This is a genomic window from Microbispora hainanensis, assembly GCF_036186745.1.
Lineage (GTDB): Bacteria > Actinomycetota > Actinomycetes > Streptosporangiales > Streptosporangiaceae > Microbispora.
In genome coordinates this window covers 3,150,821-3,176,736 of sequence record NZ_CP108086.1, presented here as the reverse complement: position 1 = coordinate 3,176,736, position 25,916 = coordinate 3,150,821, and the positions used below count along the sequence as shown (strand labels likewise).

Here is a 25,916-nt window from a genome sequence, read left to right as displayed (position 1 = left end):
TGCTGATCAACTGGTGGACGACCGGCTATCTCAGGCCCCCGACGGACAGTCCGCCGCGCCAGTGCCGCTGGAGGGTGAAGAAGGCGATGACGAGCGGGATCACCGACACGAGCGCGCCCAGGATGATGAGGCTCCAAAGGGAGGTACTGCCCGAATTGTTCGCCGAGGCGATGCCCTGCCAGAGGCCGAGCCCGACGGTGACGGGGAAAAGGCGGTTGTCGGAGAGCATGGCGAGCGGCAGGAAGTAGTTGTTCCAGGACGCCACGGCCGACAGGAGCAGCACCGTGACCACCGCCGGCCGCATCAGCGGGAAGGCGACCTGAAGGAACGTCCGCAGCTCACCCGCGCCGTCGACCTTCGCCGCGTCGAGGATCTCGTCGGGAACGGCGTCGCGCGCGTACACGTGCATCAGATAGACGCCGAACGGGTTGAGCAGCGACGGGAGGATCACCGCCCAGATCGTGTTCGTCAGGCCGAGCCCGGAGAACATCATGAAGGTGGGGATCACCAGGGCGGTCGCGGGCACCATCAACGCGCCGAGCAGGACCGAGAAGCTGAAACGCCGGCCGGCGAACCGATACTTGGCGAATCCGTATCCGGCCATGACGGACAGGATCGTGGCGCCGATCCCGCCCGCGAACGCGTACAGCGTGGAGTTGAGGATCCACCTGCCGTAGATGCCGCCGTCGTAGGTGAACAGCCGCTGGAGGTTGCCGAAGTAGTCGACCTGGTCGGCGAACCACAGGGTGTTGCTCCCGCCGAACAGGCCGGGGGCGTCCTTGGAACTGTTGACGATGACCCACCAGAACGGCACCAGGAAATACACGACCAGGAAGCCGAGGAAGATCTGCAGGGGAAGGTGGCGCTGGGAACGGCGGCGTGCGCCGGCGCTGCCGGTCATCAGAAGAAGCTCCTACGCTTGCGGGTGAAGAACAGGAACGCGTAGACGCAGACGAACACGACCCCGCCGAGCGCGAACGAGATCGCCGATCCGTAGTTGAAGTTCGCGAGCCCGAACGCCTGCTGGTACGCGTACATGTTGGGGGTGAATCCCGGTGCGATCGTGCCGGCGGCCAGATATCGCAGGATCTGTGGTTCGTTGAAGAACTGCAGGGTGCCGATGAGCGAGAAGACCAGGATCAGGAGCAGCGCGGGGGCGATCAGCGGGATCTTGATCCGGAGCGCGATCTGCCATGAACTGGCGCCGTCCATGCGGGCGGCCTCGTAGAGCGACGGATCGATGCCCTGGAGCGCCGCGTACAGGATGATCATGTAGTAACCGGCCCACTGCCAGGTGACGACGTTGATCAGGCCGTAGAAGATCAGGTTCTTGCTGAAGAAGTCGGGAGCGGGGGCGCCGAACAGCCCGAAGATGTCGGTGAGCGGCCCGAAGCTCTTGCTGTACAGGAACCCCCACATGACCGCCCCGATCACCGTGGGAATGGCGTACGGGAGGAAGATCATGAGGCGGGAGAACCGGGTGAACAGCGAGGTCACGGCATCCACGATGAGTGCCATCGCGAGCGCGACGAGGATCTGCAGCGGGATGGCGACCAGGGAGAAGCGGACGACGAACCACACCCCGGAGAGGAAGGTCGGGTCGGTGAACGCCTTCACGTAGTTGCCGAGGAAGACGAAGCTGGTGCCCCCGATCAGCTTCTTCTGCCAGAGGCTGAGATACAGGGCGTACCCGAGCGGCGCGATGAGCAAGGCCAGGAAGACGATCCCGAATGGCCCGACGAAGAGCCACCCCATGAGGTGCTCGCGGAGGCGCACCTTTCCGCGGACCTTGCGCGTTTTTTCTTGAGTGCTCGATGCACTCTCCTCGATCAGGAGGGTCATCTTGGGCTCCGAGGGGTTCGATGCTGGGGAGTGGCGGGTGGGCCGGCCGGTCGAGGACGGCGCGGCCCACCCGGGTCGGCTACTTGACGGTGAAACCCTGCTCCTTGGCGTAGTTCACCACGTCTTCCTGGATCCGGTCGGCCGCCTGCGCACCGGTGATGGAGCCGTCGATGACCGCGCTGATCTGCTTCGTCATGGCGTCGAAGTAGTACTGGCCGAACGGCGCGTAGGTCATGCCCGTGTAGGCGTTCGCCGCGGGGACATAGACCTCCTTGTTCGCCTGCTGGCCGTCGAAGAACTTCACCTTCAGGTTCACGAAGTCGGGGCTGTTGAGCGCCTTCAGGTTCAGCGGGAAGATGATCTGGTTGGTCCAGCCGTCGGTGAGCGACTCGTCGTCCGCGTAGAGGCCGTACGCCACCTTCGCCGCGAGCTCGGGGTTCTTCGCCTGGCTCGTCACGGAGAAGGCCGACCCGCCCCAGTTGACCTGCACCGGGTTGGCGGGATCCCACTGCGGGAGCGGCGCCACCGCCCACTTGCCGGTGTCCTTGCCCTTGCCGACGCCCGCGCCGGTGAGGTATCCGGGCGCCCAGGCCGCCGAGATGTACGTCGCGTACTTGCCGTTGACCACACCGGCGATGTACTCCGGCGTGAACTGGTCCTGCGTCCCGACCAGGCCCTTCTTGGCGAGGTTGCCCCAGTAGTCCAGCACGTCCTTGGACGCCTGGTCGTTCAGCGCGATGCCGATCGTCTCCGGCTGGGCCGGGTCATAGGTGTACGGACTGGCGCCCTTCTGGATCTGCAGCGCCATCATGACGGCCGGGACGTTCGCGCCCAGGTCGCCGAACAGCGGGCCGCCGGCGTCCTTCACCTTCTGTGCCGCCTGCTCGTACTCGGCCCACGTCTTCGGCGGCGTGATCTTGTACTTGTCGAAGATGTCCTTCCGGTAGATCATCGCCATCGGGCCGCCGTCCACCGGCACGCCGTAGACCGCGCCGCCGATCGAGACGTCCTTCCACGCGCCTTCGCTGTAGTTCGCCTTCACCGCGTCGAAGCCGTAGTTCTTGATGTCGACGAGCGCCTTCTGGATCTGGAAGGTCGGGATCCGGTCGGCCTCGATCATGATGACGTCGGGCGCGCCGGTGCCCGCCGAGATCGCGGTCTGGAACTTGTCGTACTCGTCGCCGCCCTGACCGACGTTGGTCCAGCAGACCTGCACCTCGTTGTTCTGCTTGTTGAAGTTGTCGACGACGAGCTGCATGTTGGGGTACCAGCCCCAGAAGGTGACGACCGGCAGGTCCTTCTTGGTGATGGTGTTCGTGCAGTTGCTCGCGTTGTTTCCGGCCGCGTTGTTTCCGGCCGTGTCGCCGCCGGTGTTGGTCGCGCTGGCGCTGCTCTGGCTCCCCGCGTCGGGGGAGCAGGCGGCGAGCACGCACGCGGCGGCGAGCGTGGCTGCGGTGGCAAACAGTTTTTTCGTCTTCGTTGACATAACGTCCCCTCCGGGATCACTGCGCACAAGGGTCATGCGCCGCCGCTGCGGCCGAACCAGCGGCCCGGGGGCGAGGCGCGGACGGCGCGATCCGCGCCCCGCCCTTCCGGGCCGATTTCTCATGTGAGCGCTAACACGCTCACTTGCGTGACGATGTCCATCACCGGTGATCCGGTGCTTTTGACGTTATTTTCTGATCAGCGCTTGAACAAGCGCGGTGCGAGGTCGATCAGGTTTTTCTGCCATACGTCCCACCCATGCGGTCCGGGGGTGATTCCGTCGAACTCGTAGTGGACACCGAGGTCGTTCATCGTGGTCAGCCCCGCCATGAACGACGGGTACACGAAGTCGGTCACGTCGCCGACGTACACACGGAACAGCTTGGTCCCGCTGTTGATCGCCGCCACGTCGACGCCTGCGCCGCTGCCGAACCCGGCCGAGAACGCCGCGATGTAGGCGAACCGGCCCGGGTAGGCCTTGAGCACCCCGATCGTCTGTCCACCGCCCATCGAGAGGCCGGCGAGTGCCTGCTGCGACGGGTCGTCGGAGATGTTGTAGTGGGCCCGAGCCGCGGGAACGATGTTCTCCAGCAGCTCCTTGTTGAAGTTGGACACGTTGCCGTTGCCCATCACGACCACCATCGGCACCAGGTCGCCGTCGAGGAACTGGTGGTCGAGGATCTGCTTGGCCCGGCCCATCTCCACCCAGTCGGTGTAGCTCTGGCCGCTGCCGTGCTGGAGGAAGAAGACGGGGTACGGCTCCGCGCGGTCCGGGTCGTAACCGGGCGGGGTCCACACCAGCGCGGTCCTGTCCTGGTTCGCCACGTTGCTGTGGTAGGTCAGGCTCTCGACCTTTCCGCCCTGCCCGGCGGGAACGTCGGAGAGCAGACGCGACCGCTCACCGGGAACGAGGAAGGTGCTCCAGGCCGGTTCCGAGGTCACCTTCGTCGGGTTCGACGCGTCCTTGACCGCGACCCGATCCACGATCAGCCGGTAGTAGTAGAACCACGGGTCCAGCGGGCCCACGGTCGTCCGCCACCGGTCGCCTTCACGGGACATCGGGAGACGCAGCCAGCTTCCGCCGGGAGCCACGTTGGCCCACACGGTGACGTGCTGCGCGTCCGTGAAGTCGGTCGTGGTCTCGAAGGTGACGAAACCGTCCTCGCTCAGGAACGGCGTCGGGGTCGTGCCCGCCGCCGGCGGGTGGAACTCGCCCTTCAGCGGCCCGTGACCGGCGCTCGGGCCGTGATCCGACACGTCGTGGAACAGCCGCGGCACGAAATCGATCAGATTCTCCTGCCAGGCGTTCCAGTTCGCCCCGGCGTCGGGATTGACGCCGTCGAACTCATACCTGATGCCGGCGCGGTCGAGCGCCTTGGTCAGGCGTACGGTCGCGTTGTAGGCCGGGTCGGTCACGTTCCCGGTGTACAGACGCGCCAGCTTGACCTCGCGGTTGATCGCCTTCGGGTCCGCCCCGGCGACGCCGTCCTCCAGAAGACCGGAGAACGAGCCGGCGTAGGCGAACTGAGCCGGTCTGGTCAGCGCGGCACGCAGCGCCTGCGTCCCGCCCTCGCCCACACCCGCGATCGCCTGGTGCCCCGGGTCGCGCAGGACGTTGTATCTGTCCCCGACCGCCTTGCGCAGGTCCTTCAGATCCTTGTCGCCGGCCGTCCCCTCGGCGTCGCTGATCACGACCACCATCGGCTCCGCGGAGCCCTGGATCGACAGGTTGTCGAGGATCTGCTTGGCCCGGCCGAGGTCGAGCCAGTCGGTGGCGCTCCTGTCGCCGGACTGCAGGTACAGCACCGGGTAGCCCTTGGGACCCGGCTCCTTGGGACCGGGACCCGCCGGACCCGGCTCCTTGGGACCGGGACCCGCGGGGCCCTGCTCCTTCGGGCCTGGCCCCTTGGGGCCCTTGGCCTGGTAGCCCGGCGGCGTCCAGACCAGCGCCGTCCGCTCCTGCTTCTTCACCTCATAGGTCAGGGTCTCGACCTTGCCGCCCTGTCCCTGCGGCGCGTCCGCCAGGAGGCGCGCGGAGTCGCCCGCGACGAAGAAGGTGCTCCTCAGGGGCGCGGAGGCCACGCTGGTGGCGTTCGTCGGATCCTTGAGACCCTTCGTGTCGTCACCCGTGACCTGGTAGGAGTACAGCCCCGGCTTGAGCGGGCCGAGGACTCCGGACCAGGCGTTGCCGCTGCGGCTGAGCCCGAACTCCGCCCAGGTGAAGGAGGGGCCGAAGTTCCCCTCGATGACCACCTGCGACACCTGGCCCGCGTTGGCCTGGACGTAGTCCGCCGGGACGCTGAACGACGCGTAGCCGTCCTCGGACACCACCAGCCAGGGGGTGTCGGCCGCCGCCGCCGGCAGCGGCGGTGCGAGCGACACCGCCGCCATCGCCATGACTCCGGCGGCGATGGCCGCCGGGATCCGGCGTACGCCCATGGGGCGTACGCTGCCGTGATACGGTAAATTCATACTGAGCACTCCTAGGATGGCTGGCTGCGGATGGGGTCCGATCGGCCAGCCGTAATCGTCTGCGGATGTGCGGTGGTTTGTTTCGTACCTCCGTTCCTAGGGGGATGCCTTTCATCTGCGACGTCAGCGGCAACTGACGTCGCAGATGAGGGTCTGTGTCATGGTCTCGTCGCGGCCCTCACCGGGGCGGTGGAGCCACGGACCAGCAGGCGCGTCGGGAGCAGGATCTGGCGGGGGCCTTCCCACTCACCGGTAACCAGCGCTTTGAGCATGTGCGCGGCCTCGTATCCGAGCCGGTACATCGACTGGTCCACGGTGGTCAGCCTCGGCTCCGCCAGCGCCGACTCCGGGATGTTGTCGAATCCGACCACCGACAGGTCACCGGGGACGTCGATCCCCATCTCCTTCGCGACCTCCAGCACCTTCAGCGCCATCCCGTCGCTGGCCGCGAAGATCGCCGTCGGCCGGTCCGGCCGTTCCAGCAGGGCCCGAGCCAGCGGGACCGCGGACTCGGGGTTGAAATCCCCTCGCCCGATCAACGCCGGATCGACCGGAACGCCGGCCTCGGCCAGCGCCTTGCGGTAGCCCTCCTCGCGCGACCACGCCGCCGCCAGGCTGGAACGGCCCGCGATGAAGCCGATGCGCCGGTGGCCCAGGCCGAGCAGGTGCTCGACCGCCGTGGTCGCGCCCGCGAGGTTGTCCGCCGTCACCGACGGCACCGCCGAGTCCCTGACCGGATCGATGACCACGATCGGCGTGCTGGCCCGCACCTCGCCCCAGGGCGTGACCACGATGCACCCGTCCGTGAGGGTGCCCGACAGACGGGTCAGGTGCCGCTGCTCCCAGCCCTCGGAGTAGGTGCCGTAGACGTCGCTGTTGGCGTAGATGATCAGGTCGAAGCCCGACTGGGTCAACGCGTCCATGACGCCCTTGAGCACCTCGGCCGTGTAGGACTGGAAGCGGTGGGTCACCAGACCGAGGACGTTGGTGCGGGTGCGCCGCAGGCTCGCCGCCACGAGGCTCGACTCGTAGCCCAGCCGCTCGATGGCCGAACGCACCTGCGCGATGGTGCTGGCGCTGACGCCGTAACGCCCGTTCACCACGCGCGACACGGTCGCAGTGGAGACGCCCGCCAGTCGTGCGACATCGCTCATCGTCACCGGCGAACCGCCCTCGGCCATGCCGCCCTCTCAGCATTGCAATCGTTATCGGTTACGTTTCCGGCCTTTAACGTAGGCGACACCGAAAGCAAACACAAGGCCTGTCAGCGTCTTGTTACAACGACCGTACGCCCTTTTGAGCCCGCCCCAAATAGGCCGGACTCATGATCGTGAACGTGCCGGCATGGGTGTGGCCATCGGAGGAGAAGCCGACATATACCTCGATGTGTCCGTCTTCTACCGTGTAGTGCATGTTCCGGTCATAAAAGCCGAGCCGGTCTGTGGGCAGGTCGAAGCGGATGGTCGTTCGCTCCCCTGCCCCGGCGGACACGCGGGCGAAGCCCTTCAGCTCCAGCACCGGCCGCGTGACCGACGCCTGCGGGTCGCGTATGTAGAGCTGGACGACCTCCTCGCCGGCCCGGTCGCCGGTGTTGGCCACGGTGACCTCCACCGCGACGCTCTCCCCCGCCATCACCTCGGCGCGGTCCAGCGTGGCCCGTTCGACCACGAACGGGGCGTACCCGAGCCCGTGACCGAAGCGGTATCGCGGGCTGACGGGCGAGTCGACGTAGTCACCGTGCCAGTGCGACCGCCCTCCGGACACCTTGTGCCCGTAGTAGACGGGAATCTGGCCGACGGTGCGCGGATAGGAGATGGGCAGCTTCCCGCTCGGGTTCACCTCGCCGAGCAGCACCTCGGCGATCGCCCTCGCGCCGGTCTGCCCGGGCAGCCAGGCCAGCAGCACCGCGGCGCAGTTCTCGTGCAGGAAGTCGCCGCCGACGGGCCGGCCCGCGACGAGCACCGCCACCACCGGGGTGCCGGTGGCGACGACGGCACGCACCAGGTCTTCCTGGACACCGGGCAGGTCCAGGCTGGACCGGTCACGCGACTCACCCGTCGTGGCTCCGAGCGTCAGCCCCGAGCGGTCTCCCAGGACGAGCACCGCGACGTCGGCCGCCGCGGCGGCCGCGACCGCCTCGTCGAAACCGTCCCTCGATGTGCCGGCCACATCGCACCCGCGCGCATACCGCAGCCGGTCGCCCAGGCGGGCCGCGAGCTCGTCGCGCACTGTGCGCACCCCGTCGGTGCTCTCCTCGATCTCGAGGTCGTCCGGGATCGTCATCGTCTGGCCGAGCAGGCCCTTGCGCTCGCGCGCCTGCATCAGCGACTCGACGTGCGCCGCGAAGGAGTAGTCGCCGAGCAGGTGCCGCGCGTCGTCGGCGTTCGGGCCGATGAGCACCACCGTTCCCGTGCCCGGCCGCAGCGGCAGCATGCCGTCGTTCTTGAGCAGGACGAGGCTGCGGCGGGCGATCTCCAGCGCCACCTCCCGGTGCGGCGCGGCGTTGACCGTCACCGCCACCGCGGTCTCGTCCACATAGGGGTTCTCGAACAGGCCGAGCTCGAACTTGTGCCGCAGCACCCGCGAGACCGCCCGGTCCAGTTGCGCTTCACCGACCTCGCCCTCGTCGAGGGCCTGCGCGAGCGCGTCCCCGTACGCGTCCGTCGCCGGAAGCTCGACGTCGACGCCCGCGGTGAGCGCCCGCACCGCCGCCTGCCGCTTGTCGCCGGCGAAGCGGTGATACGAGTGGAGGTCGTCGACGGCGAAGTAGTCCGACACGACGGTCCCTTCGAAACCCCACTCGCCACGCAGGACGTCGCCGAGGAGCTCGTCGTTGCCGTGGCAGGGGATGCCGTCCAGCTCGTGATAACCGGCCATCACCGACTGGAGACCCGCCTCGCGTACGGCCGCCTCGAACGGGTGCAGATACACCTCCCGCAGCAGGCGCGGCGGCAGATGCGCCGGCGCCCAGTTCAGCCCGCCCTCGGACGCTCCGTAACCGACGAAGTGCTTGGCCGTCGCGATGACGCCCTCGGTCAGCGAGTCGCCCTGCAGGCCCCGGACGAACGCCACACCCATCCGGGCCACCAGGTGGGGGTCCTCCCCATAGGTCTCCTCGGTGCGGCCCCACCGCGGGTCCCGCACCACGTCGAGCACCGGTGAGAGCCCCTGATGGCCGCCCATCGCGCGCATCTGCGCACGGACGGCGTCCGCCAGCCTCCGGTTGAGCTCCGGCTCCCAGGTGCTCGCGACGCCGATGGCCTGGGGGAAGATGGTGCCCTCCCGCGCCATCACCCCGGAGCACACCTCCTCGTGCACGATCGCCGGGATCCCGAGCCGGGTCTCCGTCACCAGGAACCGCTGGATCTCGTTGGCGACCCGCGCGACATCCGCCGCCTTGAGGTTCGTGGCTCCCGCGACACGAGTCACGTGGCCCAGGCCGTGGCGGAGGACCGGGCGGGCCCGCTCCGCCGAAAATCGGCCTCCCTCGATCAGGGAGAACGCCCAGACGCTCCCCAACTGCGCGAGCTTCTCCTCCCGGGTCATCCGACCCAGCAGATCCGCCACGCGCTCGCTCACCGGCACGGCCGGATCGGTGTACGCCGCTCCGGACTCCCGCCTCACCGTGGTCACCCGTTCACTCCGATCATTCCGACTCTCGCAAACGTAATCGATAACGATTACAATCACACCGTCACCGATCTTGTGCGCTTTGTCCAGATTTCGAAGGCGAGGATTCGCGTGCACATCGTTCGATACAGGAGTGACAGCGATCCCCATCCACGCGTCGCCGTACTGAACGAGGGTGTCCTGTCCCCTCTCCCGGTCGCCGGCGTGTCCGAGCTGCTGAGCCACCGGATCGAGGAGATCGGACGGATGTGCGCCGACGCCGTCCCCGATCGCTCGCTCGGTGACGTACGCCTGCTCGCCCCCGTGGACGGCGCCACGGAGGTGTGGGCCGCAGGCGTGACCTACCTGCGCTCCCGGGACGCGCGCGTGGAGGAAAGCAGTCTCAAGTCGGTCTACGAGCTGGTGTACGACGCCGAGCGGCCCGAGCTGTTCTTCAAGTCGCCCGCCTGGCGGGTCGTCGTGGACGGCGAACCCGTGGGCATCCGCTCCGACTCGGAGCTCAACGTTCCCGAGCCCGAGCTGGCCCTCGTGGTCAACCGCTTCGAGGAGATCGTCGGCTACGTCGTCTGCAACGACATGAGCTCGCGCTCCGTGGAGGGTGAGAACCCGCTCTACCTGCCGCAGGCCAAGGTGTACGCCGGAGCGTGCGCCCTCTCCCCCGGCATCCGGCCCGCGTGGGAGGTCGACCCCTCCGACCTCGCCATCCGGCTGACGATCACCCGCGAGGGAGAGGTCGTCTGGGACGGCGCGACCTCCACGAAGCAGATCCGGCGTCCGTTCGCCGAGCTGACCGCCTACCTCTTCCACTCCGAGAACCACCCCCACGGGGCCGTTCTCGCCACGGGGACCGGCGTCGTGCCCGAAATCGACTTCCGGTTGCGGGCGGGCGACGTGATCACCGTGACGATCGACGAGATCGGCGAACTCCGCAATCCGGTTGTCGTGGGCAAGGAGCACTTCACGTTTCTCACGGCCCCGTGACGCGGCTCGCCGGAGCCTAGACTTGCGGCATGCCGATCGACCTGTGCCTGCTCCACGGTGTGCGGTGGCGGGGGCAGCCTGTGGTCGGCGAGAGGGCTCAGGCGTTGCTCGCCGCCCTCGCGCTCGCCTCCCGGGCCGTGCACGCCGAGCAGCTCGTCGCGGACGTGTGGGGAGACAGCGAACCGGCCAACCCGGCGAAGGCGCTGCAGGTCCTGGTGTCCAGGACGAGGGCGGTCGTGGGGCCGGAGGCGCTGGTCACGGAAGGGAGCGGATACCGGCTCGACGTCCCGCCCGACCGCGTCGACGCCGGGCGGCTGCACGCCCTGACGGACCAGGCGGCGGCGCTGCTCGCCGAGAATCCGGCCGCGGCGGGGGCGGCGGCCGAGGAGGCGCTCGCGCTGGGCGCCGGGGCGTCGCCTGCGGAGGGTGACGGCCCGCTGGCCGAGGTGCGCCTGCGCGCGGAACACGACCTGGCGTCCGCGCGGGTCGTGCTCGCCCGGGCGAGGAGCAGGAGCGGCGACCACGACATCGCGCTGCCCGAGCTCGAGGAGGCCGCGCGCCTCCACCCCGAGGACGAGGGACTGCTCGCCGATCTCCTGCACAGCGAGGCGGCGGTGCGTGGAACGGGCGCCGCGCTCGACCGCTTCGAGCGTTATCGGTCGGACCTGCGCGACCGGATCGGCGCCGACGTCGGCCCGGAGCTGCGGCGGGTGCACAGTGCGCTGCTGGCGCTCGACAGCCCCGTACGCGTCGGGGTGCGGTTCGACACGACCCCGCTGCTCGGCCGCGACGACGACCTCCGGCGGGTGCGGGCGCTGCTCGCCACCTCGCGGGTGGTCTCGATCCTCGGCCCGGGCGGGCTCGGCAAGACCCGGCTCGCGCATGCCGTCGCCCGTGAGGCTCCGCAGCCGGTGGTGCACTTCGTCGAGCTGGTCGGCGTGACCGCGCCAGAAGACCTGGTCGGCGAGGTCGGGTCGGCGCTCGGGGTCCGCGACTCGGTCGCCGGCCGCCGTACGCTCACGCCGCCGCAGCGCGCCGACGTCCGGGCACGGATCGCCCAGCAGCTCGATCTCGCCCCGGCGCTGCTGGTGCTCGACAACTGCGAGCATCTGGTGGAGGCGGTGGCCGACCTGGTCGCCTATCTGACCGCGACCACACGGGAGCTGCGGGTCCTCACCACGACCCGCTCGCCGCTGGCCATCGCCGCCGAACGCGTCTATCCGCTGCCCCAGCTCGGCATGGGCGACGCCGTCGAGCTGTTCCGCGACCGGGCGACCGCGGCGCGGCCCGGTGTGCACCTCGACGAGGACGACGTACGGGCGGTCGTGGCCCGCCTCGACGGGCTGCCGCTCGCGATCGAGCTGGCCGCAGCCAAGGTGCGGGTGATGTCACCGGCCGAGATATCCCGGCGGCTGGAGGACAGGTTCTCGCTGCTGCGCGGCGGCGACCGGAGCGCCCCTTCCCGGCATCGGACGCTGGAAGCGGTGATCGACTGGTCCTGGAACCTCCTCGGCGAGCGGGAGCGCCTGGCCCTGCGCCGGCTGTCGGCCTTCCCCGACGGTTTCGCCCTCGACGCGGCCGAGGAGGTGCTCGGCGACGGCGCTCTCGGCGACGTCGAGGAGCTGGTCGAGCAGTCCCTGCTCACCGTCGTGGAGACGGCCCGCGGCGTGCGTTATCGCATGCTCGAGACGGTGCGCGAGTTCGGCCGGGTGCAGCTGGAGTCGGCCGGCGAGACCCACGAGGCGCGGGCCGCCGTACGCGCCTGGGCCGTCGGATACGCCGGCCGGGCCAGCGTCCGGCTGTACTCGCCGGAGCAGATCGACGCGATGGACCGGCTGCGTGCCGAGGAGACGAACCTCGCCGACATCCTGCGCGAGGCCCTGGCCGACCCCGACCCCGAAGCGGTCGTGGTGCTGTTCTCCGCGCTGGGCGCCTACTGGACGATCTGCGGCGACCACCCGCGCAGCATCGTGCTCGCCCCCGCCGTCGCCGCGGCCCTGAGCGGCTGGACGCCGCCGCCCCCGCTCCTCGACCGGACCCGGGTGGCCGTGAGCATCGCGCTGTTCAACAGCATCATGGTCTCCATCGAGGAGTCGGCGCACCTGACGCGGCTGCTGTCCGATCTGGGGACCGACTCGGCGAACCCCGCCGTACAGGCGCTGGTGACGGCCCTGCTCACCACGGTGTCGGATCCCGAGGACGGCCTGGAAAAGCTGGTCGCCGATCCCGACCCGCTGATCCGCCAGGTCGCGCTCCACTGGCTGAGCCACGGCCGGGAGAACACCGGCGACCCGGCCGGTGCGATCGACACGGCCCTGGCCGCCCTCGAACTCGTCGGCGACGACGGCGGTCCCTGGCATCGGGCGCTGCTGCACACCCAGCTGGCCGGCCTGTACGCGCACCTCGGCGACTCCGCGGCGGCCTCCCGGCATGCCGCCGAGGCGCTCCCGGTGCTCGAACGCCTCGGGGCGATGGACGACGTCATCCAGCTCCGCGCCTCCCTCGCCATGACGGCGCTCGCCGAGGGCCGCCGCGACGAGGCCGCGCGGATGCTCGACGAGATGGAATCGATCGCCACCCAGGGCACGTACGGCGAGGCCCTGGTGGTCGCCGCCGGAAGGGCGGAGCTGGCCCTCGCCGACGGCGACATCGCCGAAGGGCTGCGGCGGCACCGCGAGACCGCCGAGGTGCTCCGGCAGCGGCGCGCCCCGGGAATGGCCGACGAGTTCGCCCAATGGGGCATCCTGGGCGAGGTCGTCGCGCTCTGTGCGTTCGCGCAGCACGGCGAGGGCGACGACGGCGCGGACCTCTTCGAGTCACTGCGCGACAAGACCCTGGCCGTGTTCGGCCAGGACTCCGCCAACAAGGACTACCCGGTTATGGGGATGGTGCTCGCCGCGCTGGGCATCTGGGGCCTGCTGAAGGGCGCGCTGCCTACCGAGGACGCGGTGCGGCTGCTCGTGCTCGCCGACCGCTTCGCCTATCACCGGTTCGTCCCGACGATGGACTGGCCGAGGTTGTCCGCGCACGCCGAACGGGTCGCCCCCGGCGTCATGGCCAGGATCGAGGCCGAATACGGCGAACGGCGCGGCCCCGGCCTGCTGGCCGAGGCACACGCCGTCCTGGAGCGAGTCATCTGATACCGGTTCTGGGCACCGGCTTCGGGTAACCGGATTCGGGCAACCAGCTTGGGGCGCCGGCTACATCTTGCGGGAGTACGAGCGGACCGCCAGCGGCGCGAAGACCACCACGACGACCGCGCAGCCGACGACAGCCCAGCCGACCTCGGCCGTCACGGCGCCGTCGTTGAACAGGTCGCGCACCGCCGAGACGACGTGCGACACCGGGTTGACCTTCACGAACGCCTCCAGCCAGCCGGGCAGCGTCTTGGCGGGGACGAAGGCGTTGGACAGGAAGGTGAGCGGGAACATGATCATCATCGAGATGCCCTGGACGCTCTGCGCCGAGCGCGCCATCGTGCCCAGCCACGTGAAGATCCACGCCAGCGACCAGCCCGCGATGATGGTGAGCGCGACACCGCCGATGCACCCGAGCACACCGCCGCCGGGGCGATAACCGATGATCAAACCGGTGACGACCGTCAGCACCGACGCAATGCCATAACGGATCAGGTCGGCGATCATCGGGCCGGCCAGAGGGGCGATCCGCGCGATCGGCAGCGACTTGAAGCGGTCGAAGACCCCCTTGTCCATGTCCTCACGCAACTGCACGCCCGTCGCCATGCAGACTGTCAGGGCCGTCTGGGCGAGGATGCCGGGGATCAGAATCGGGAGATAGTTCGACACACTGCCGGAGATCGCGCCACCGAAGATGAACGCGAACATCGCGGTGAACAGCAAGGGCTGGATGAGCACGTCGAAGAACTGCTCGGGCTTGCGGCGCATCTTCTTCAGGGCGCGCCATGCCATGGACAGGGTCTGGACCCAGGTCTCCTGCAGCGAGCTGCGGGGCGTGGTGCGGGCGACCGCGGCGGCGGGGTCGACGCGCCGGGAGCCGGCGGTGCCGGTGGTGACGGTCATCGCGGTGGTCGTGGTGGTCGTGGTGGTCATCGGGCCGCCTCCATCTGGGATTCGTCGTCGGCGCCGTGGCCGGTCAGCGCCAGGAAGACCTCGTCGAGCGTCGGCTTGGCGACGCTCACCGAGGAGATGCCGAGGCCCGCCTCCCGCAGGCCGATCAGCACGTCCGCGGCCCGGTCGGGGTCGGGAAGAGGGATGTTCATGCGCCCTGACTCGGGGGTCAGGACCGGCTCCTCGCCCAGCAGCCGGCGGACGACGTCCACGCCCAGGGCGGTGTCGGCGCCCTCCACGAGGCGGAGCTGCAGAGTCGACTCGCCGACCTGGGTCTTCAGCGCGTCGGGAGTGTCCTCGGCGACCTTGCGGCCCCGGTCGATCACGGCGATGCGGTCGGCCAGCTGGTCGGCCTCGTCCAGATACTGGGTCGTCAGGAGGATCGTGGAGCCGTCGGTCACCAGCTCGCGGATCGTGTCCCACATCTGACCCCGGGTCCTCGGGTCGAGGCCGGTCGTGGGCTCGTCCAGGAAGATCAGGGGCGGGCGGGTGATCAGGCTCGACGCCAGGTCGAGGCGGCGGCGCATGCCACCGCTGAACTGGGACAGGGGACGGTTGGCCGCCTCCTGGAGGCCGAAGCGTTCGAGCAGGTCACCGGCGATGCTCTTGGCCCGGGCGCTCGTCACGCCCTGCAGGCGGGCGAACAGCCAGAGGTTCTCCCGGGCGGTCAGGTCCTCGTCCACCGAGGCGTACTGGCCGGTGACGCCGACCAGCTGCCGGATGCGGTGGGGTTCCCGCCGGACGTCGACGCCGAAGATCTCCGCGTGGCCGCCGTCGATCGGGAGCAGGGTGGCGAGCATCCGGAGCGTCGTGGTCTTCCCCGCTCCGTTGGGGCCCAGGACCCCGAAGATCTCGCCCTGCCGTACGTGCAGGTCGATGCCGTCCACGGCCCGGAAGTCGCCGAAGTTCTTGACCAGACTGTCGGCCCGGACGGCACTGAGGTCCGCCATGGCGCGTCTCCTCTCTCCGCCGGGTATCTCCCGGCGTTCGAGAAGAGCTTCCGCGCGTGCGGCTTCACGGTGGCTTCAGTGTGGCTTCACGGGGCTTCACGGGGCTTCAGATGGCTTCACGCCGGTTTCGTCTCTGACCTGGCGGTTTCACCCCTCCGCTTTCACTGTACAGCGGATGCGCGCGCCTCATGAGGCGCCGGAAAGTGCTCCATACTTGCCCGTTGCGAACCGGCCCGGCGAACGAGGGAGCGACGGAATTGCACTACGTGATGGGTTTCGAGCGGATCGACGCGACGAATCTCGCGGACGTCGGAGGCAAGGGAGCGCACCTGGGCGAGCTTTCGCGTATCGACGGCATCCAGGTGCCGGACGGCTTCTGCGTCACGACGGACGCCTTCCATCGGGTCGTGTCCGAGACGCCGTCGATCGACACTCACCTCGACCTGCTGTCGCGCGTGGAGGCGGACGACCAGGCGGCGATCCGCGCCCGCAGCGCGGACGTCCGCAGTGCCATCGAGGGCGTCGCGATGCCGGACGACCTCGTGGCGGAGATCCGCGAATCGCTCGTACGGCTCGGGGAGCAGGGCTCCTACGCGGTGCGTTCCAGCGCCACGGCCGAGGACCTGCCGGGCGCGTCCTTCGCCGGCCAACAGGATTCGTACCTGAACGTCGTGGGCCTGGAGGAGATCCTCCGGCACGTACGGCGGTGCTGGGCCTCGCTGTTCACCGAGCGGGCGGTGACCTACCGGCGCCGCAACGGCTTCGACGACCGGAAGGTGCGGATGGCCGTGGTCGTGCAGCGGATGGTGTTCCCCGACGCGGCGGGGATCCTGTTCACCGCCGACCCGGTGACCTCGAACCGGAAGATCGCCACCGTGGAGGCCGTCCGGGGGCTCGGGGAGGCGCTCGTCTCCGGCCGGGTCTCCGGGGACGCCTACACGGTGCGCGACGACCGGGTCGTCTCCAGAGCCGCCGTGGGCACGCCGGTCCTGACGGACGCGCAGGCCGTACGCCTGGTGCGGCTGGGCCGGCGGATCGAAGCGCACTTCGGCCGGCCCCAGGACATCGAATGGTGCCTGACCGGCGACGACTTCCACATCGTGCAGAGCCGGGCGATCACCACCCTGTTCCCCGTTCCCGTGACCGACGACCAGGAGAACCACGTCTACGTCTCCGTGGGTCACCAGCAGATGATGACCGACGCGATGAAGCCGCTGGGGCTCTCACTGTGGCAGCTCACGACCCCGCAACCCATGCACGAGGCGGGCGGGCGGCTGTTCGTCGACGTCGCCCCCATCCTGGCGACGGCCGCGGGTCGCGAGCGGCTCGTCGGGACCCTGGGGAGATCCGACCCGCTGATCCGGGACGCGCTGCAGACCCTCCTCGACCGCGGCGACGTCATCCGTACGCTTCCTGACGAAGCTGCCAAGCCCACCGGCCCCGCACCTGATGGCGCGCCCACGACGGTCGAGACCGATCCGGGCATCGTGACGCGGCTGATCGGGAACACCGAGGCGTCCGTCGCCGCCCTGCGGCAGGAGATCCGGGGACTGTCCGGACCGGCGCTGCTCGACTTCATCCTGGCCGACATCGCGGAGCTGAAGCGCCTCCTGTTCGACCCGGTGGGCCTCCAGGTGATCATGGCGGGGATGGAGGCGACCTGGTGGCTCAACGACCACATCGAGGCATGGCTGGGCGAGAAGAACGCGGCCGACGTGCTCGCGCAGTCCGTCCCCTATAACGTCACGTCCGAGATGGGGCTGGCGCTCCTCGACGTCGCCGACGTGATCCGGCCGTACGCGGAGGTCGTGGCGTTCCTCCAGCGCGTCGTGGACGAGGGCCGCGAGGGCGACGGCTTCCTCGGCGAACTGGCCGGGCTGCCCGGCGGGCAAGAGGCCCGTGACGCCATCCGCGGCTACCTCGACGCGTACGGCATGCGCTGCGCGGGCGAGATCGACATCACCAGGACGCGCTGGAGCGAGAACCCCGCCGCGCTCGTGCCCACCATCCTCGGCAACGTCAGGAACTTCGAGCCGGGCGCCGGCAAGCGGCGCTTCGAGCAGGGACGCCAGGAGTCGCTGCGCAAGGAGCGGGACCTGCTGACGCGCCTGCGCGCCCTGCCCGACGGGGAGCGCAAGGCCGAGGAGACCAAGCGGATGATCGACCGCGTCCGTGCCTTCGCCGGCTATCGCGAATATCCCAAATATGGCATGGTCAGCCGCTATTTCGTCTACAAGCAGGCGTTGCTGCGGGAGGCCGAGCGTCTCGTGCGATCCGGCGTCCTGCGGGAGACGGACGACATCTTCTTCCTCCGGTTCGAGGAGTTGCGCGACGTCGTACGCACCGGCCACGTGGACGCCGAGCTCATCCTGGAAAGGCGCGCGGCGTTCCGGTCGTACGAGGCGCTCACCCCGCCCCGGGTCCTCACGTCGGACGGCGAGGTCGTCACCGGCCGGTATCGGCATGACGACGCCCCGCCCGGCGCGCTCGTGGGCCTCCCGGTCTCCGCCGGGACCGTCGAGGGCCGTGCCCGTGTCGTCGTGGACATGGCGCAGGCCGACCTCGACGCGGGCGACATCCTGGTCACCGCCTACACCGACCCCAGCTGGACACCCCTCTTCGTCGCCGCCGCCGGACTGGTGACGGAGGTGGGCGGCCTCATGACGCACGGCGCGGTGATCGCGCGGGAGTACGGCCTGCCGGCCGTCGTGGGCGTGGAGCAGGCCACCCGGCTGATCCGCGACGGCCAGCGGATCCGCGTTCACGGCACCGACGGCTACGTCGAGATCCTCGGCTGAGCCAGGAACTCCCGGGCCCCGCGCAGCCTGGTCGTCAGGTGCCGCTGCGTCAGGCCGCAGTCGAGCCGCACATCGAGCGGGCCGCGCAGGCCGGTGTCGGCGCGCCTGCCGTACGGGAGCCGGGCCGGATCGATGCCGTCGCGCCGCGCGACGAGACATCCGAGCTCATATCGGCTCACCGCGTCCGCCCCGGCCGCGTGGTGGACCCCCGCGCGGTCGGAGCTCGCCAGCTCCAAGAGGGCCGCGGCCAGGTCACGGACGTGCACAGGGCAGCGCACGTCGTCGGTGAACAGCATCCCCTTCACGCCGCCCGAGGCGAGCCCGTGTACCAGTCTTTCGTGCCCGGAGCCGCCGTCCCCGATGATCAGTGAGGTCCGTGCGATCACCGCGGTGGGGGTGATCGCCTGCACCGCCGCCTCCCCGGCCGCCTTCGCCGCCCCGTACGGTGTGACCGGATCGGGGACGCGGTCCTCGGCATAGGTGACCGCCTCACCCGAGAAGACGGCGTCGCTGGACACGTGCACCAGGCGTGCCCCGTGTGCGGCGGACGCGACGGCCACGTGGGCGGCGCCGACGGCCGTCGTCACCCAGTCCGATCCGCCGGAGGCCATGTTTCCGCCGGAGGCCATGTTTCCGCCGGAGGCCGTGTTGACGACCACGTCGGGGCCGAACGCGCCGATCAGGTCGAGCACGGCGGTGCGGTCACGGACGTCGAGCGGCAGCCAGTCGGCTCCCGCCGCCGTTCCCGGCCTGGTCCGCCAGGTCGCGGCCACGGCATGACCCTCCGCCGCGGCCTGCCGTACGAGCTCGCTGCCGAGAAAGCCGCTGCCGCCCACGATGAGGATCCTCACGGGTGGTGACCCTAGTTGAGGGGGGTGGGGGCTTTCGGGGTGGTGTCCTGACCGAGCGTTGGGACGTCGCTCCGGAAGCGGGTCATGCCGCGCAGGAGCAGGGTGGCAAGCGGCACGGCGAATCCGGCCACCACGCCGATCGTCAGGAGCGCCGGGCGGCCGATCGCCGCGACGGCCGGACCGGTGAGCGTCAGGCCGAGGGGCGTCATGACCGAGGCGGCCAGCCAGTCCACGGACGTGACCCGGGCGAGCCGCTCCGGGGGGATCTCCCTCTGGAGGTTCACCACCCATTGAACGGCGAAGATCTCCAGCCCCAGGCCCACCGTGACGTAGCACCCGTACACGAATTCCCGCGACACCGGCCAGGCGAGCGCGAGCGGCACGAGACCGTAGAGGGCGAGCCCGGTGACGCCGGCCAGCCCCGGCCGTCCGGGTTTCCATCTCATGCTGACGAGCCCGCCCGCCAGGCCGCCGACCGACAGCAGGGCGAGGGCGGTGCCATACACGGTGTCGCCGCCGAAGGTGTCACGGGAGACGATGGGCAGCAGGACCTGCGCCGGCGCGATCGTCAGCATCTGCTGGAGCGCGACGGCGACGATGATCCCCAGGACCCACCGCCGCCGGACGACCTCCGACAGGCCGTCGGCGATCTCCCGTACGGCGGACGCCCGCCGCCCCGGCGTGACGACGGGTTCGCGTAACGGCAGGAGAAGGACGAGACCGAGCAGATAGGCCGCCAGCACGGCGAGGAACCCGATCCTCGCGGACCACGCGGTCACGACGTACGCGCCGAGACCGGGCCCGATCATGGCGCCGAGCCGCCAGGATACGGCCGTCAGCGCAGCGCCCGCCGGACGCTGGGCGGGGGTGAGGACCGACGACAGGCACGCCTGGTACGCGGGCCGGTGGAACGCCTCCGCCCCTCCGACGAGGAACACCAGCAGCCCGAGAAGCCATGGCGAGGCGATGCCGCACAGCCCGGCGGCGGCCACGCAGCACTGGAAGGCCAGTGAGGCGACCATCACCGTACGGCGGGGCAACCGGTCGGCCCACAATCCGCCGAGCAGCGCGAACACGATCAACGCGATCCACCGGCAGGTGAAGATCGCGCCGACGGTCGAGGCGGTGCCGCCCGCGTTGAGGGCCGCGATCGTGACCGTGACGGGGAAGATCTGGTCGCCCGCAACCGACATCGTGAAGCTGAGCCACAGCAGGCGGAACTCGCGATTGCGCGCCAGCGACCCGCCCGCGGTGCCAGCCGGTTTTGTGCGCTTCCTCAAGCGACTGCGCATGCACGCAATGAACCCCGATTCGCGGATGTGTTCAACCGGGCGAGGCCGGCCCGCCGCCGCGCTTGACCTCGAGCGCGCTCGAATTCCTACGGTCGCGGGCATGACTACCGCAACCTTGCCGGTGGGCGAGCTGAGCCGGCGCCGCCGGTTCCTGGTGCTCGCCTTGCTGAGCACCGGGCGCCGGGCTCAGGGCACCGCCGTACGGACGGCCGCTCTCTTCGAGGAGCTCCGGTGATGCAGACTGGTGAGCATGGCGACGACGGAAACGACGGGAGCGTTCGGCGAGGCACTGCGCCGCTGGCGCGACCGGGTCGCGCCCGAGGCCGCGGGGCTGCCCGCGGGCGGACAACGGCGCGCGGCCGGTCTGCGCCGTGAGGAGCTGGCCCTGCTGGCCGGGATCTCCGTCGACTATGTGACCCGGCTCGAACAGGGCCGGGCGTCCCATCCGTCGGCCCAGGTCGTCGAGGCCCTGGCCCGGGCCCTGGGGCTGACGGAGACCGAACGCGCGCATCTGTTCCGGCTGGCGGGGCTGGCCTCGCCCAGCCCGCGGACGGTGCCGACGCACATCACCCCGAGCGTACGACGGCTGCTCGACCGGCTGGACGGCACGCCCGTCGCGGTCTTCGACGCGTGCTGGACACTGCTGCTGGCCAACCCGCCGTACGCCGCGTTGATGGGCGACCCGTCGGAGTGGCGCGGCAACCAGCGCAACTCCGTGTGGCGGCACTTCCTCGGCCCCGGCAGCCGGGCCCGGCACACCCCTGAGTCCCTGCGGATGTTCGAGGAGGCCCTGGTCGCCGACCTGCGCGCGACCGCCGACCGCTATCCGGCCGACCAGCGGGTGCGGCGGCTGGTCGCGGAGCTGCGGGCGAACAGCCGCCGGTTCGCCGAGCTGTGGGAATCCGGCGCCGTCAGCCGGCACGAGGCCGGGCGCAAGATCATCGACCATCCGGACGCCGGGCCTCTGACGCTCGACTGCGACGTGCTCACCGTGACGGGCAGCGACCTGCGGATCATGGTCTACACGGCCGAGCCCGGCACCGAAGACGCCGAGCGCCTCGCATCCCTCACCGCTACCAGTGCGTTCAGCACCTCGGCCCCGGCTGTGTAAACCGGTTTCCGAAAGTTTTCGCACTCGGCATGCAGCGCGAACCCGGTAACCGACTGAAATTATTCGGCTAATCACCGAAACATTAAGGTTTGGCTCCACGCCGACGTTAGACTGCGGTTTGTGACCGTTGTCGACGAGCCGTCCGCATCCGTCCCAGAGCCGCTGACCCTCGCACAGCTTGCCGAACTCGCCGGAGTGTCGAAGGCGACGGTCTCCAAGGTGGTGAACGGCCGGTCCGCGGTGGCGCCCGAGACCCGCGCCCTCATCGAGGGCCTCATCCGCGAGCACGGCTTCCGCAGGCAGCGGCGGCGCTCCAGCCCGGCCGCCGTGCTGGAGCTGGTCTTCCACGAGCTGGCCGGCGACTACCCGACGGAGATCGCCCGCGGCGTGGGACAGGTCGCGCGCGATCATCACATGGCCGTGGCGATCTCCGAGTTGCAGGGCAATCACGTCCCCGGCGCAGACTGGCTTGAGGACGTGCTCGGCCGCCGTCCCGCCGGCGTCATCGCGGTCTTCTCCAGCCTGACCGACCTCCAGCGTGAGCGGCTCGCCACGCACAAGATCCCTCTGGTCCTCCTCGACCCGACCGGCGACCCGGGACACCGCGTCCCCTCGGTGGGCGCGGGCAACTGGAACGGCGGGCTCACCGCCACCCGCCACCTGCTGGAGCTGGGCCACCGGCGGATCGCCATCATCACCGGGCCGCCGCACGCGCTGTCGAGCCGGGCCCGTCTCGACGGCTACCGCGCCGCGCTCGACACGGCCGGGGTGCCCGTCGACCCCGACCTGATCTGCCAGGGCGACTACCAGATAGAGGACGGCCTGACGCACACCCACCGGCTGCTGCGCCTGCCCGACCCGCCCACGGCCGTGTTCGCCTCCAACGACGGCCAGGCCATCGGCGTCTACCACGCGGCCCACCAACTGGGAATGCGCATCCCCGAGGACCTCAGCGTCGTCGGCTTCGACGACATGCCTCCGATGCGATGGGCCATCCCACCGCTGACCACGATCCACCAGCCGCTGGCCGAGATGGCCGGGGCGGCGGCCGCCATGCTGGTGACGCTCGCCCGTGGCGAACCCCTCCCCCATTACCGCAAGGAGTTCGCCACGACCCTCGTCGTACGGGAGAGCACCGCCCCGCCGAAGCCGTGAAGGCGTTCTTCCGTCAGGGGCTGGTGCAGGTGGCGGACGGCGTCGCCGCGCTGCCGTTGGCGGTGAAGCCGAAGGTGGTGGACGAGCCGGCCGCGATCGAGCCGTTGTAGGGCGCGTTGCGGACCGTCACAGAGGAGCCGGACACGCTCTGCTCGCCGTTCCACAGGCTGCTGAAGGTCTGCCCGCCCGGCCAGGTCCACTTCACCGTCCAGCCGTTGACCGCCGAACTGCCCGCCCGTACGGTCACCGTCGACTGGAACCCACCCGGCCAGCTGTTGGTCGTCTCGATCGTCGCCGAGCACGCCCCCGTCACCGGAGACGGCGTCGTGGACGGGCTGGTACGCGGAGACGGGCTCGTATTGGGGGACGGACTCGTGGTCGGTGACGGGCTGGTGTTCGGGGTCGCGGCGTTGAGGGCGTCGAGGACGGCCGTGTACGCCTGCTTCTTGTTGAAGTTGCCGTCGAACAGCAGCGGGTTGTCGCCGCTGCGCCAGGAGTACTTGTCGGTGATGCCCCAGACGGTGATGCCGGTGCAGCGGGGCACCGCCGTGCAGGCCTGGGTGACGCGGCGATAGGCGTCGGCCTGCGCGGAGCCCGAGCCGCCGATGTCGAGCTCGGTGATCTGGACGTCGACGCCGAGGGCGGCGAACTGGGCGATGTTCTGCTGGTAGTTGGACGGCACCGATCCCTGGGACAGGTGCGACTGCAGGCCGACGCAGTCGATGGGCACGCCCCGGGCCTTGAAGTCCTTGACCATGTTGTAGACACCGCGGGTCTTGTTCGCGTTGGCGTCGTCGATGTTGTAGTCGTTGTAGCAGAGCTTGGCGTTGGGGTCGGCGGCCCGCGCGGCGCGGAAGGCCTCTTCGATGAAGCCGTTGCCGAGTTTCTGGGTGAACACCGAGCTGCGCAGGGTGCCGACCGCGCCGCCGTCGGCGAAGGCCTCGTTGACCACGTCCCAGGCGTAGATCTTGCCCTTGTAGTGGCCCATCACGTTGTTGATGTGGTTGACCATGGCCGAGCGCAGGTCGTTGGTGGACAGGCCGCTGACCCAGCCGGGCAGCTGGCCGTGCCAGACGAGCGTGTGCCCGCGGATCTTCATGCCCTTGCTCTGGGCGTGGCTGACGATCTGGTCGGCGGAGGTGAAGCGGAACGAGCCGCGTGAGGGCTCGGTGGCGTCCCACTTCATCTCGTTCTCGGGGGTGACGGCGTTGAACTCCCGGTCCCAGGTGGCCACGTAGGTCGAGTCGTTCATGTGCCCGGCGGCGATCGCGGCGCCGTAGTAGCGGCCGCTTTGGGCGGCCGCCGCACCCAGGGTGCCGGCTGCGGCGCCGGCGGGGAGCGACGCCGAGAGTGCGGTGACCGTGCCGAGTGCGCCGAGGGCGCCGGCGATCAGCAGCCGGCGGGAGCCGGCGAGCCTATGCCGTCGTCCTCCGTCGGTGCGTGAGGGGGTTTCGCCCATGCCTGAGCCTCCACTGCGGGATTGATGAGGGAACGCGGAAAAGACGTCCGCGGGAACACCACGCGAACGGTCGTCGCGTCGAAAGCCGCGGCCCCTGCCGTGCACCACCGACCCCGGCAGGAGGAGCCGCTTCGGGGAGTCAGTCTGGAAATCATCGCGAAATGTGTCAAGGGCGGTGCCGGTAAGTTTCGCCCGTCCACGTGGGCCGACAGGCCTGTTTACTGCACTGATGCCATCGATCTGTTCTGTAATTTTCCGTACGCTTCCGTTCGGCTCCTGTTCCTCGACAACAGCGACGCGGACGCGGTGAACGTTTCATCATCGCGATTCCCCTCGGCGGCGCCGTGCGCGCCTCATCGTGGCAGTTGAGACGAGCAGGCCGGGCGGAGAGGGCGAAGCGGGGCGGGCGCTTGAGCTTGACGGGCACTCCTCACGTCGTATTGGCTCCGGCGCACCACCACCATTGCTCATTTCGAAGAGAGGAGCCTCTCGTCGCGCTGATGTTAGCGCTAACAGTCAAGCCTCACAGTTGGGCCTGACAGGTGAGCCTGACAGTAGAGCCTGACAGGTGCGCCTGACCGTCAGGCCGCAGGGCGGAGACCGCCCACCTATCTCATCGTCACCGAAAGGGGTTGACCAACAGCGATGTCAACACTCACAGAGCGGTGCGGACGGAGACGGTGGGGACGCCGGCTGACCACCGCGCTCCTGGCCGTGACCGTCGTGGCGACCGCACCCGCCGTCGCGCGGGCCGAGTCGAACGGCGGGGTGCGGGTGATGCCGCTGGGCGACTCGATCACCGAGGGCACGCAGGTGCCCGGCGGCTACCGGATCGGGTTGTGGCAGCGCCTGGCCGCGGGCCGCTACACGATCGACTTCGTCGGGTCGCAGTACAACGGACCGGGCAACCTGGGCGACCACGACCACGAGGGACACCCCGGGTGGCGGATCGACCAGATCGACGCGAACATCAACGGCTGGCTGCGCACCTACACGCCGCGCACGGTGCTGCTGCACATCGGCACCAACGACGTGCTGCAGAACTACAACGTGTCCGGTGCGCCGCAGCGGCTGTCCACGCTGATCGACCACATCACCGCGGCGGCGCCGGACGCCGACGTGTTCGTCGCGACCATCATCCCGCTGTCGAACTCCGGACAGGAGGCCGCCGCCCGCAACTTCAACGCGGCGATCCCCGGCATCGTCCAGTCCAAGGCCAACAGCGGAAAGCACGTCCACCTGGTCGACATGCACAGCAAGCTGACCACCGGCGACCTCATCGACGGCATCCACCCCACCGCGAACGGCTACGACAAGATGGCCGCCGCCTGGTACGCGGCACTCCAGTCCGTCCCCGGCAGCATCGGGCAGGGTCCCGGAACCAGCCCCAGCCCGTCGCCCAGCCCGTCGCCCAGCCCCTCCGCCAGCCCCTCCGCCAGTCCGTCTCCGTCCGCGTCGCCCACCGCGGGTTCGGGCGCCTGCCGGGTCAACGCGACGGTCAACGCCTGGAACGAGGGCCTGACCGAGCAGATCGCCGTCACCAACACCGGCTCCTCCACCGTCAACGGCTGGTCGCTGACCTTCACCCTGCCCAGCGGGCAGACCATCACCAACGGATGGAACGCCACCTACTCGCCCTCCAGCGGACAGGTCACGGCGCAGAACGTCAGCTACAACGGCACGATCGCGCCCGGCTCCACCACTGAGATCGGCTTCCAGGCCACCCACACCGGCAACGCCGGCAAGCCCACGGCGTTCACCCTCAACGGAAACCCCTGCACCGTCTCCTGACGAACCCCTAT

The 25,916-nt window shown here is 69.7% G+C and carries 18 protein-coding genes; 7 read left to right on the top strand and 11 right to left on the bottom strand.

Annotated elements, in window-relative coordinates; genetic code table 11:
• Positions 1–25 precede the first annotated feature (25 nt).
• From OHB01_RS15020 to OHB01_RS14995, 6 genes are all read right to left on the bottom strand, one after another.
• Positions 26–901: a carbohydrate ABC transporter permease gene (locus OHB01_RS15020; RefSeq protein WP_142652059.1), complete on the bottom strand. Its 876-nt coding sequence runs from the start codon at positions 899–901 to the stop codon at positions 26–28.
• Positions 901–1,842, bottom strand: coding sequence for a carbohydrate ABC transporter permease (locus OHB01_RS15015; protein WP_142652057.1), 942 nt, complete (start codon positions 1,840–1,842; stop codon positions 901–903). Before OHB01_RS15015 ends, OHB01_RS15020 begins: the two co-directional genes overlap by 1 nt.
• A 79-nt stretch (positions 1,843–1,921) precedes the next feature.
• Positions 1,922–3,328 carry an ABC transporter substrate-binding protein gene (locus OHB01_RS15010; RefSeq protein ID WP_328855540.1) on the bottom strand — a complete coding sequence of 469 codons (1,407 nt, stop codon included), beginning with the start codon at positions 3,326–3,328 and terminating at the stop codon, positions 1,922–1,924.
• A 197-nt stretch (positions 3,329–3,525) separates the two neighbouring features.
• Positions 3,526–5,799, bottom strand: coding sequence for an alpha/beta hydrolase (locus OHB01_RS15005; RefSeq protein ID WP_142652053.1), 2,274 nt, complete (start codon positions 5,797–5,799; stop codon positions 3,526–3,528).
• A gap of 158 nt (positions 5,800–5,957) precedes the next feature.
• Positions 5,958–6,980 (bottom strand): LacI family DNA-binding transcriptional regulator, encoded by a 1,023-nt coding sequence (locus tag OHB01_RS15000; RefSeq protein WP_328855539.1) that lies wholly within the window; start codon positions 6,978–6,980, stop codon positions 5,958–5,960.
• Between the two features lie 94 nt (positions 6,981–7,074).
• Positions 7,075–9,432, bottom strand: a complete 2,358-nt coding sequence (locus OHB01_RS14995; RefSeq protein WP_328855538.1) for a glycoside hydrolase family 3 N-terminal domain-containing protein — start codon at positions 9,430–9,432, stop codon at positions 7,075–7,077.
• Positions 9,433–9,633: 201 nt separating this feature from the next.
• Between OHB01_RS14995 and OHB01_RS14990 the strand changes: the two genes are divergently transcribed.
• Positions 9,634–10,410, top strand: a complete 777-nt coding sequence (locus OHB01_RS14990) for a fumarylacetoacetate hydrolase family protein (protein WP_260617541.1) — start codon at positions 9,634–9,636, stop codon at positions 10,408–10,410.
• 29 nt (positions 10,411–10,439) lie between these two features.
• Positions 10,440–13,550: an ATP-binding protein gene (locus OHB01_RS14985; RefSeq protein ID WP_328855537.1), complete on the top strand. Its 3,111-nt coding sequence runs from the start codon at positions 10,440–10,442 to the stop codon at positions 13,548–13,550.
• A gap of 60 nt (positions 13,551–13,610) precedes the next feature.
• Here OHB01_RS14985 and OHB01_RS14980 read toward each other — a convergent pair whose 3' ends face one another.
• The gene (locus tag OHB01_RS14980; RefSeq protein WP_205831185.1) at positions 13,611–14,480 is read right to left on the bottom strand and encodes an ABC transporter permease; all 870 of its coding nucleotides are present in this window, start codon (positions 14,478–14,480) and stop codon (positions 13,611–13,613) included.
• Positions 14,477–15,448, bottom strand: a complete 972-nt coding sequence (locus OHB01_RS14975; protein WP_142652045.1) for an ATP-binding cassette domain-containing protein — start codon at positions 15,446–15,448, stop codon at positions 14,477–14,479. The genes OHB01_RS14980 and OHB01_RS14975 overlap by 4 nt, the downstream gene beginning before the upstream one ends.
• Positions 15,449–15,714: 266 nt before the next feature.
• Here OHB01_RS14975 and rph point away from each other — a divergent pair, with 266 nt between their 5' ends.
• Positions 15,715–18,246, top strand: coding sequence for a rifamycin-inactivating phosphotransferase (gene rph, locus OHB01_RS14970; RefSeq protein WP_328855851.1), 2,532 nt, complete (start codon positions 15,715–15,717; stop codon positions 18,244–18,246).
• On the opposite strand, the gene OHB01_RS14965 is transcribed toward rph, so the two are convergent.
• Entirely contained in the window at positions 18,225–19,097 is an 873-nt protein-coding gene (locus OHB01_RS14965) for a sugar nucleotide-binding protein (RefSeq protein ID WP_328855536.1), read from the bottom strand. The two genes, rph and OHB01_RS14965, sit on opposite strands and share 22 nt — an antisense overlap.
• An 11-nt stretch (positions 19,098–19,108) precedes the next feature.
• A complete protein-coding gene (locus OHB01_RS14960; RefSeq protein WP_328855535.1) occupies positions 19,109–20,377 on the bottom strand; it encodes an MFS transporter in 1,269 nt (422 codons plus the stop codon).
• A gap of 112 nt (positions 20,378–20,489) precedes the next feature.
• Between OHB01_RS14960 and OHB01_RS14955 the strand changes: the two genes are divergently transcribed.
• The 3 genes from OHB01_RS14955 (at position 20,490) to OHB01_RS14945 (ending at position 22,655) form a co-directional block, all read left to right on the top strand.
• Positions 20,490–20,624 (top strand): hypothetical protein, encoded by a 135-nt coding sequence (locus OHB01_RS14955; RefSeq protein WP_260617540.1) that lies wholly within the window; start codon positions 20,490–20,492, stop codon positions 20,622–20,624.
• A gap of 15 nt (positions 20,625–20,639) precedes the next feature.
• Positions 20,640–21,500 (top strand): helix-turn-helix transcriptional regulator, encoded by an 861-nt coding sequence (locus OHB01_RS14950; protein ID WP_142652041.1) that lies wholly within the window; start codon positions 20,640–20,642, stop codon positions 21,498–21,500.
• Between the two features lie 120 nt (positions 21,501–21,620).
• Entirely contained in the window at positions 21,621–22,655 is a 1,035-nt protein-coding gene (locus OHB01_RS14945) for a LacI family DNA-binding transcriptional regulator (protein WP_142652040.1), read from the top strand.
• A 13-nt stretch (positions 22,656–22,668) separates the two neighbouring features.
• On the opposite strand, the gene OHB01_RS14940 is transcribed toward OHB01_RS14945, so the two are convergent.
• Positions 22,669–24,114 (bottom strand): endo-1,4-beta-xylanase, encoded by a 1,446-nt coding sequence (locus OHB01_RS14940; protein WP_142652037.1) that lies wholly within the window; start codon positions 24,112–24,114, stop codon positions 22,669–22,671.
• A 645-nt stretch (positions 24,115–24,759) separates the two neighbouring features.
• Here OHB01_RS14940 and OHB01_RS14935 point away from each other — a divergent pair.
• Entirely contained in the window at positions 24,760–25,905 is a 1,146-nt protein-coding gene (locus tag OHB01_RS14935) for a cellulose binding domain-containing protein (RefSeq protein ID WP_328855534.1), read from the top strand.
• Positions 25,906–25,916: the final 11 nt, after the last annotated feature.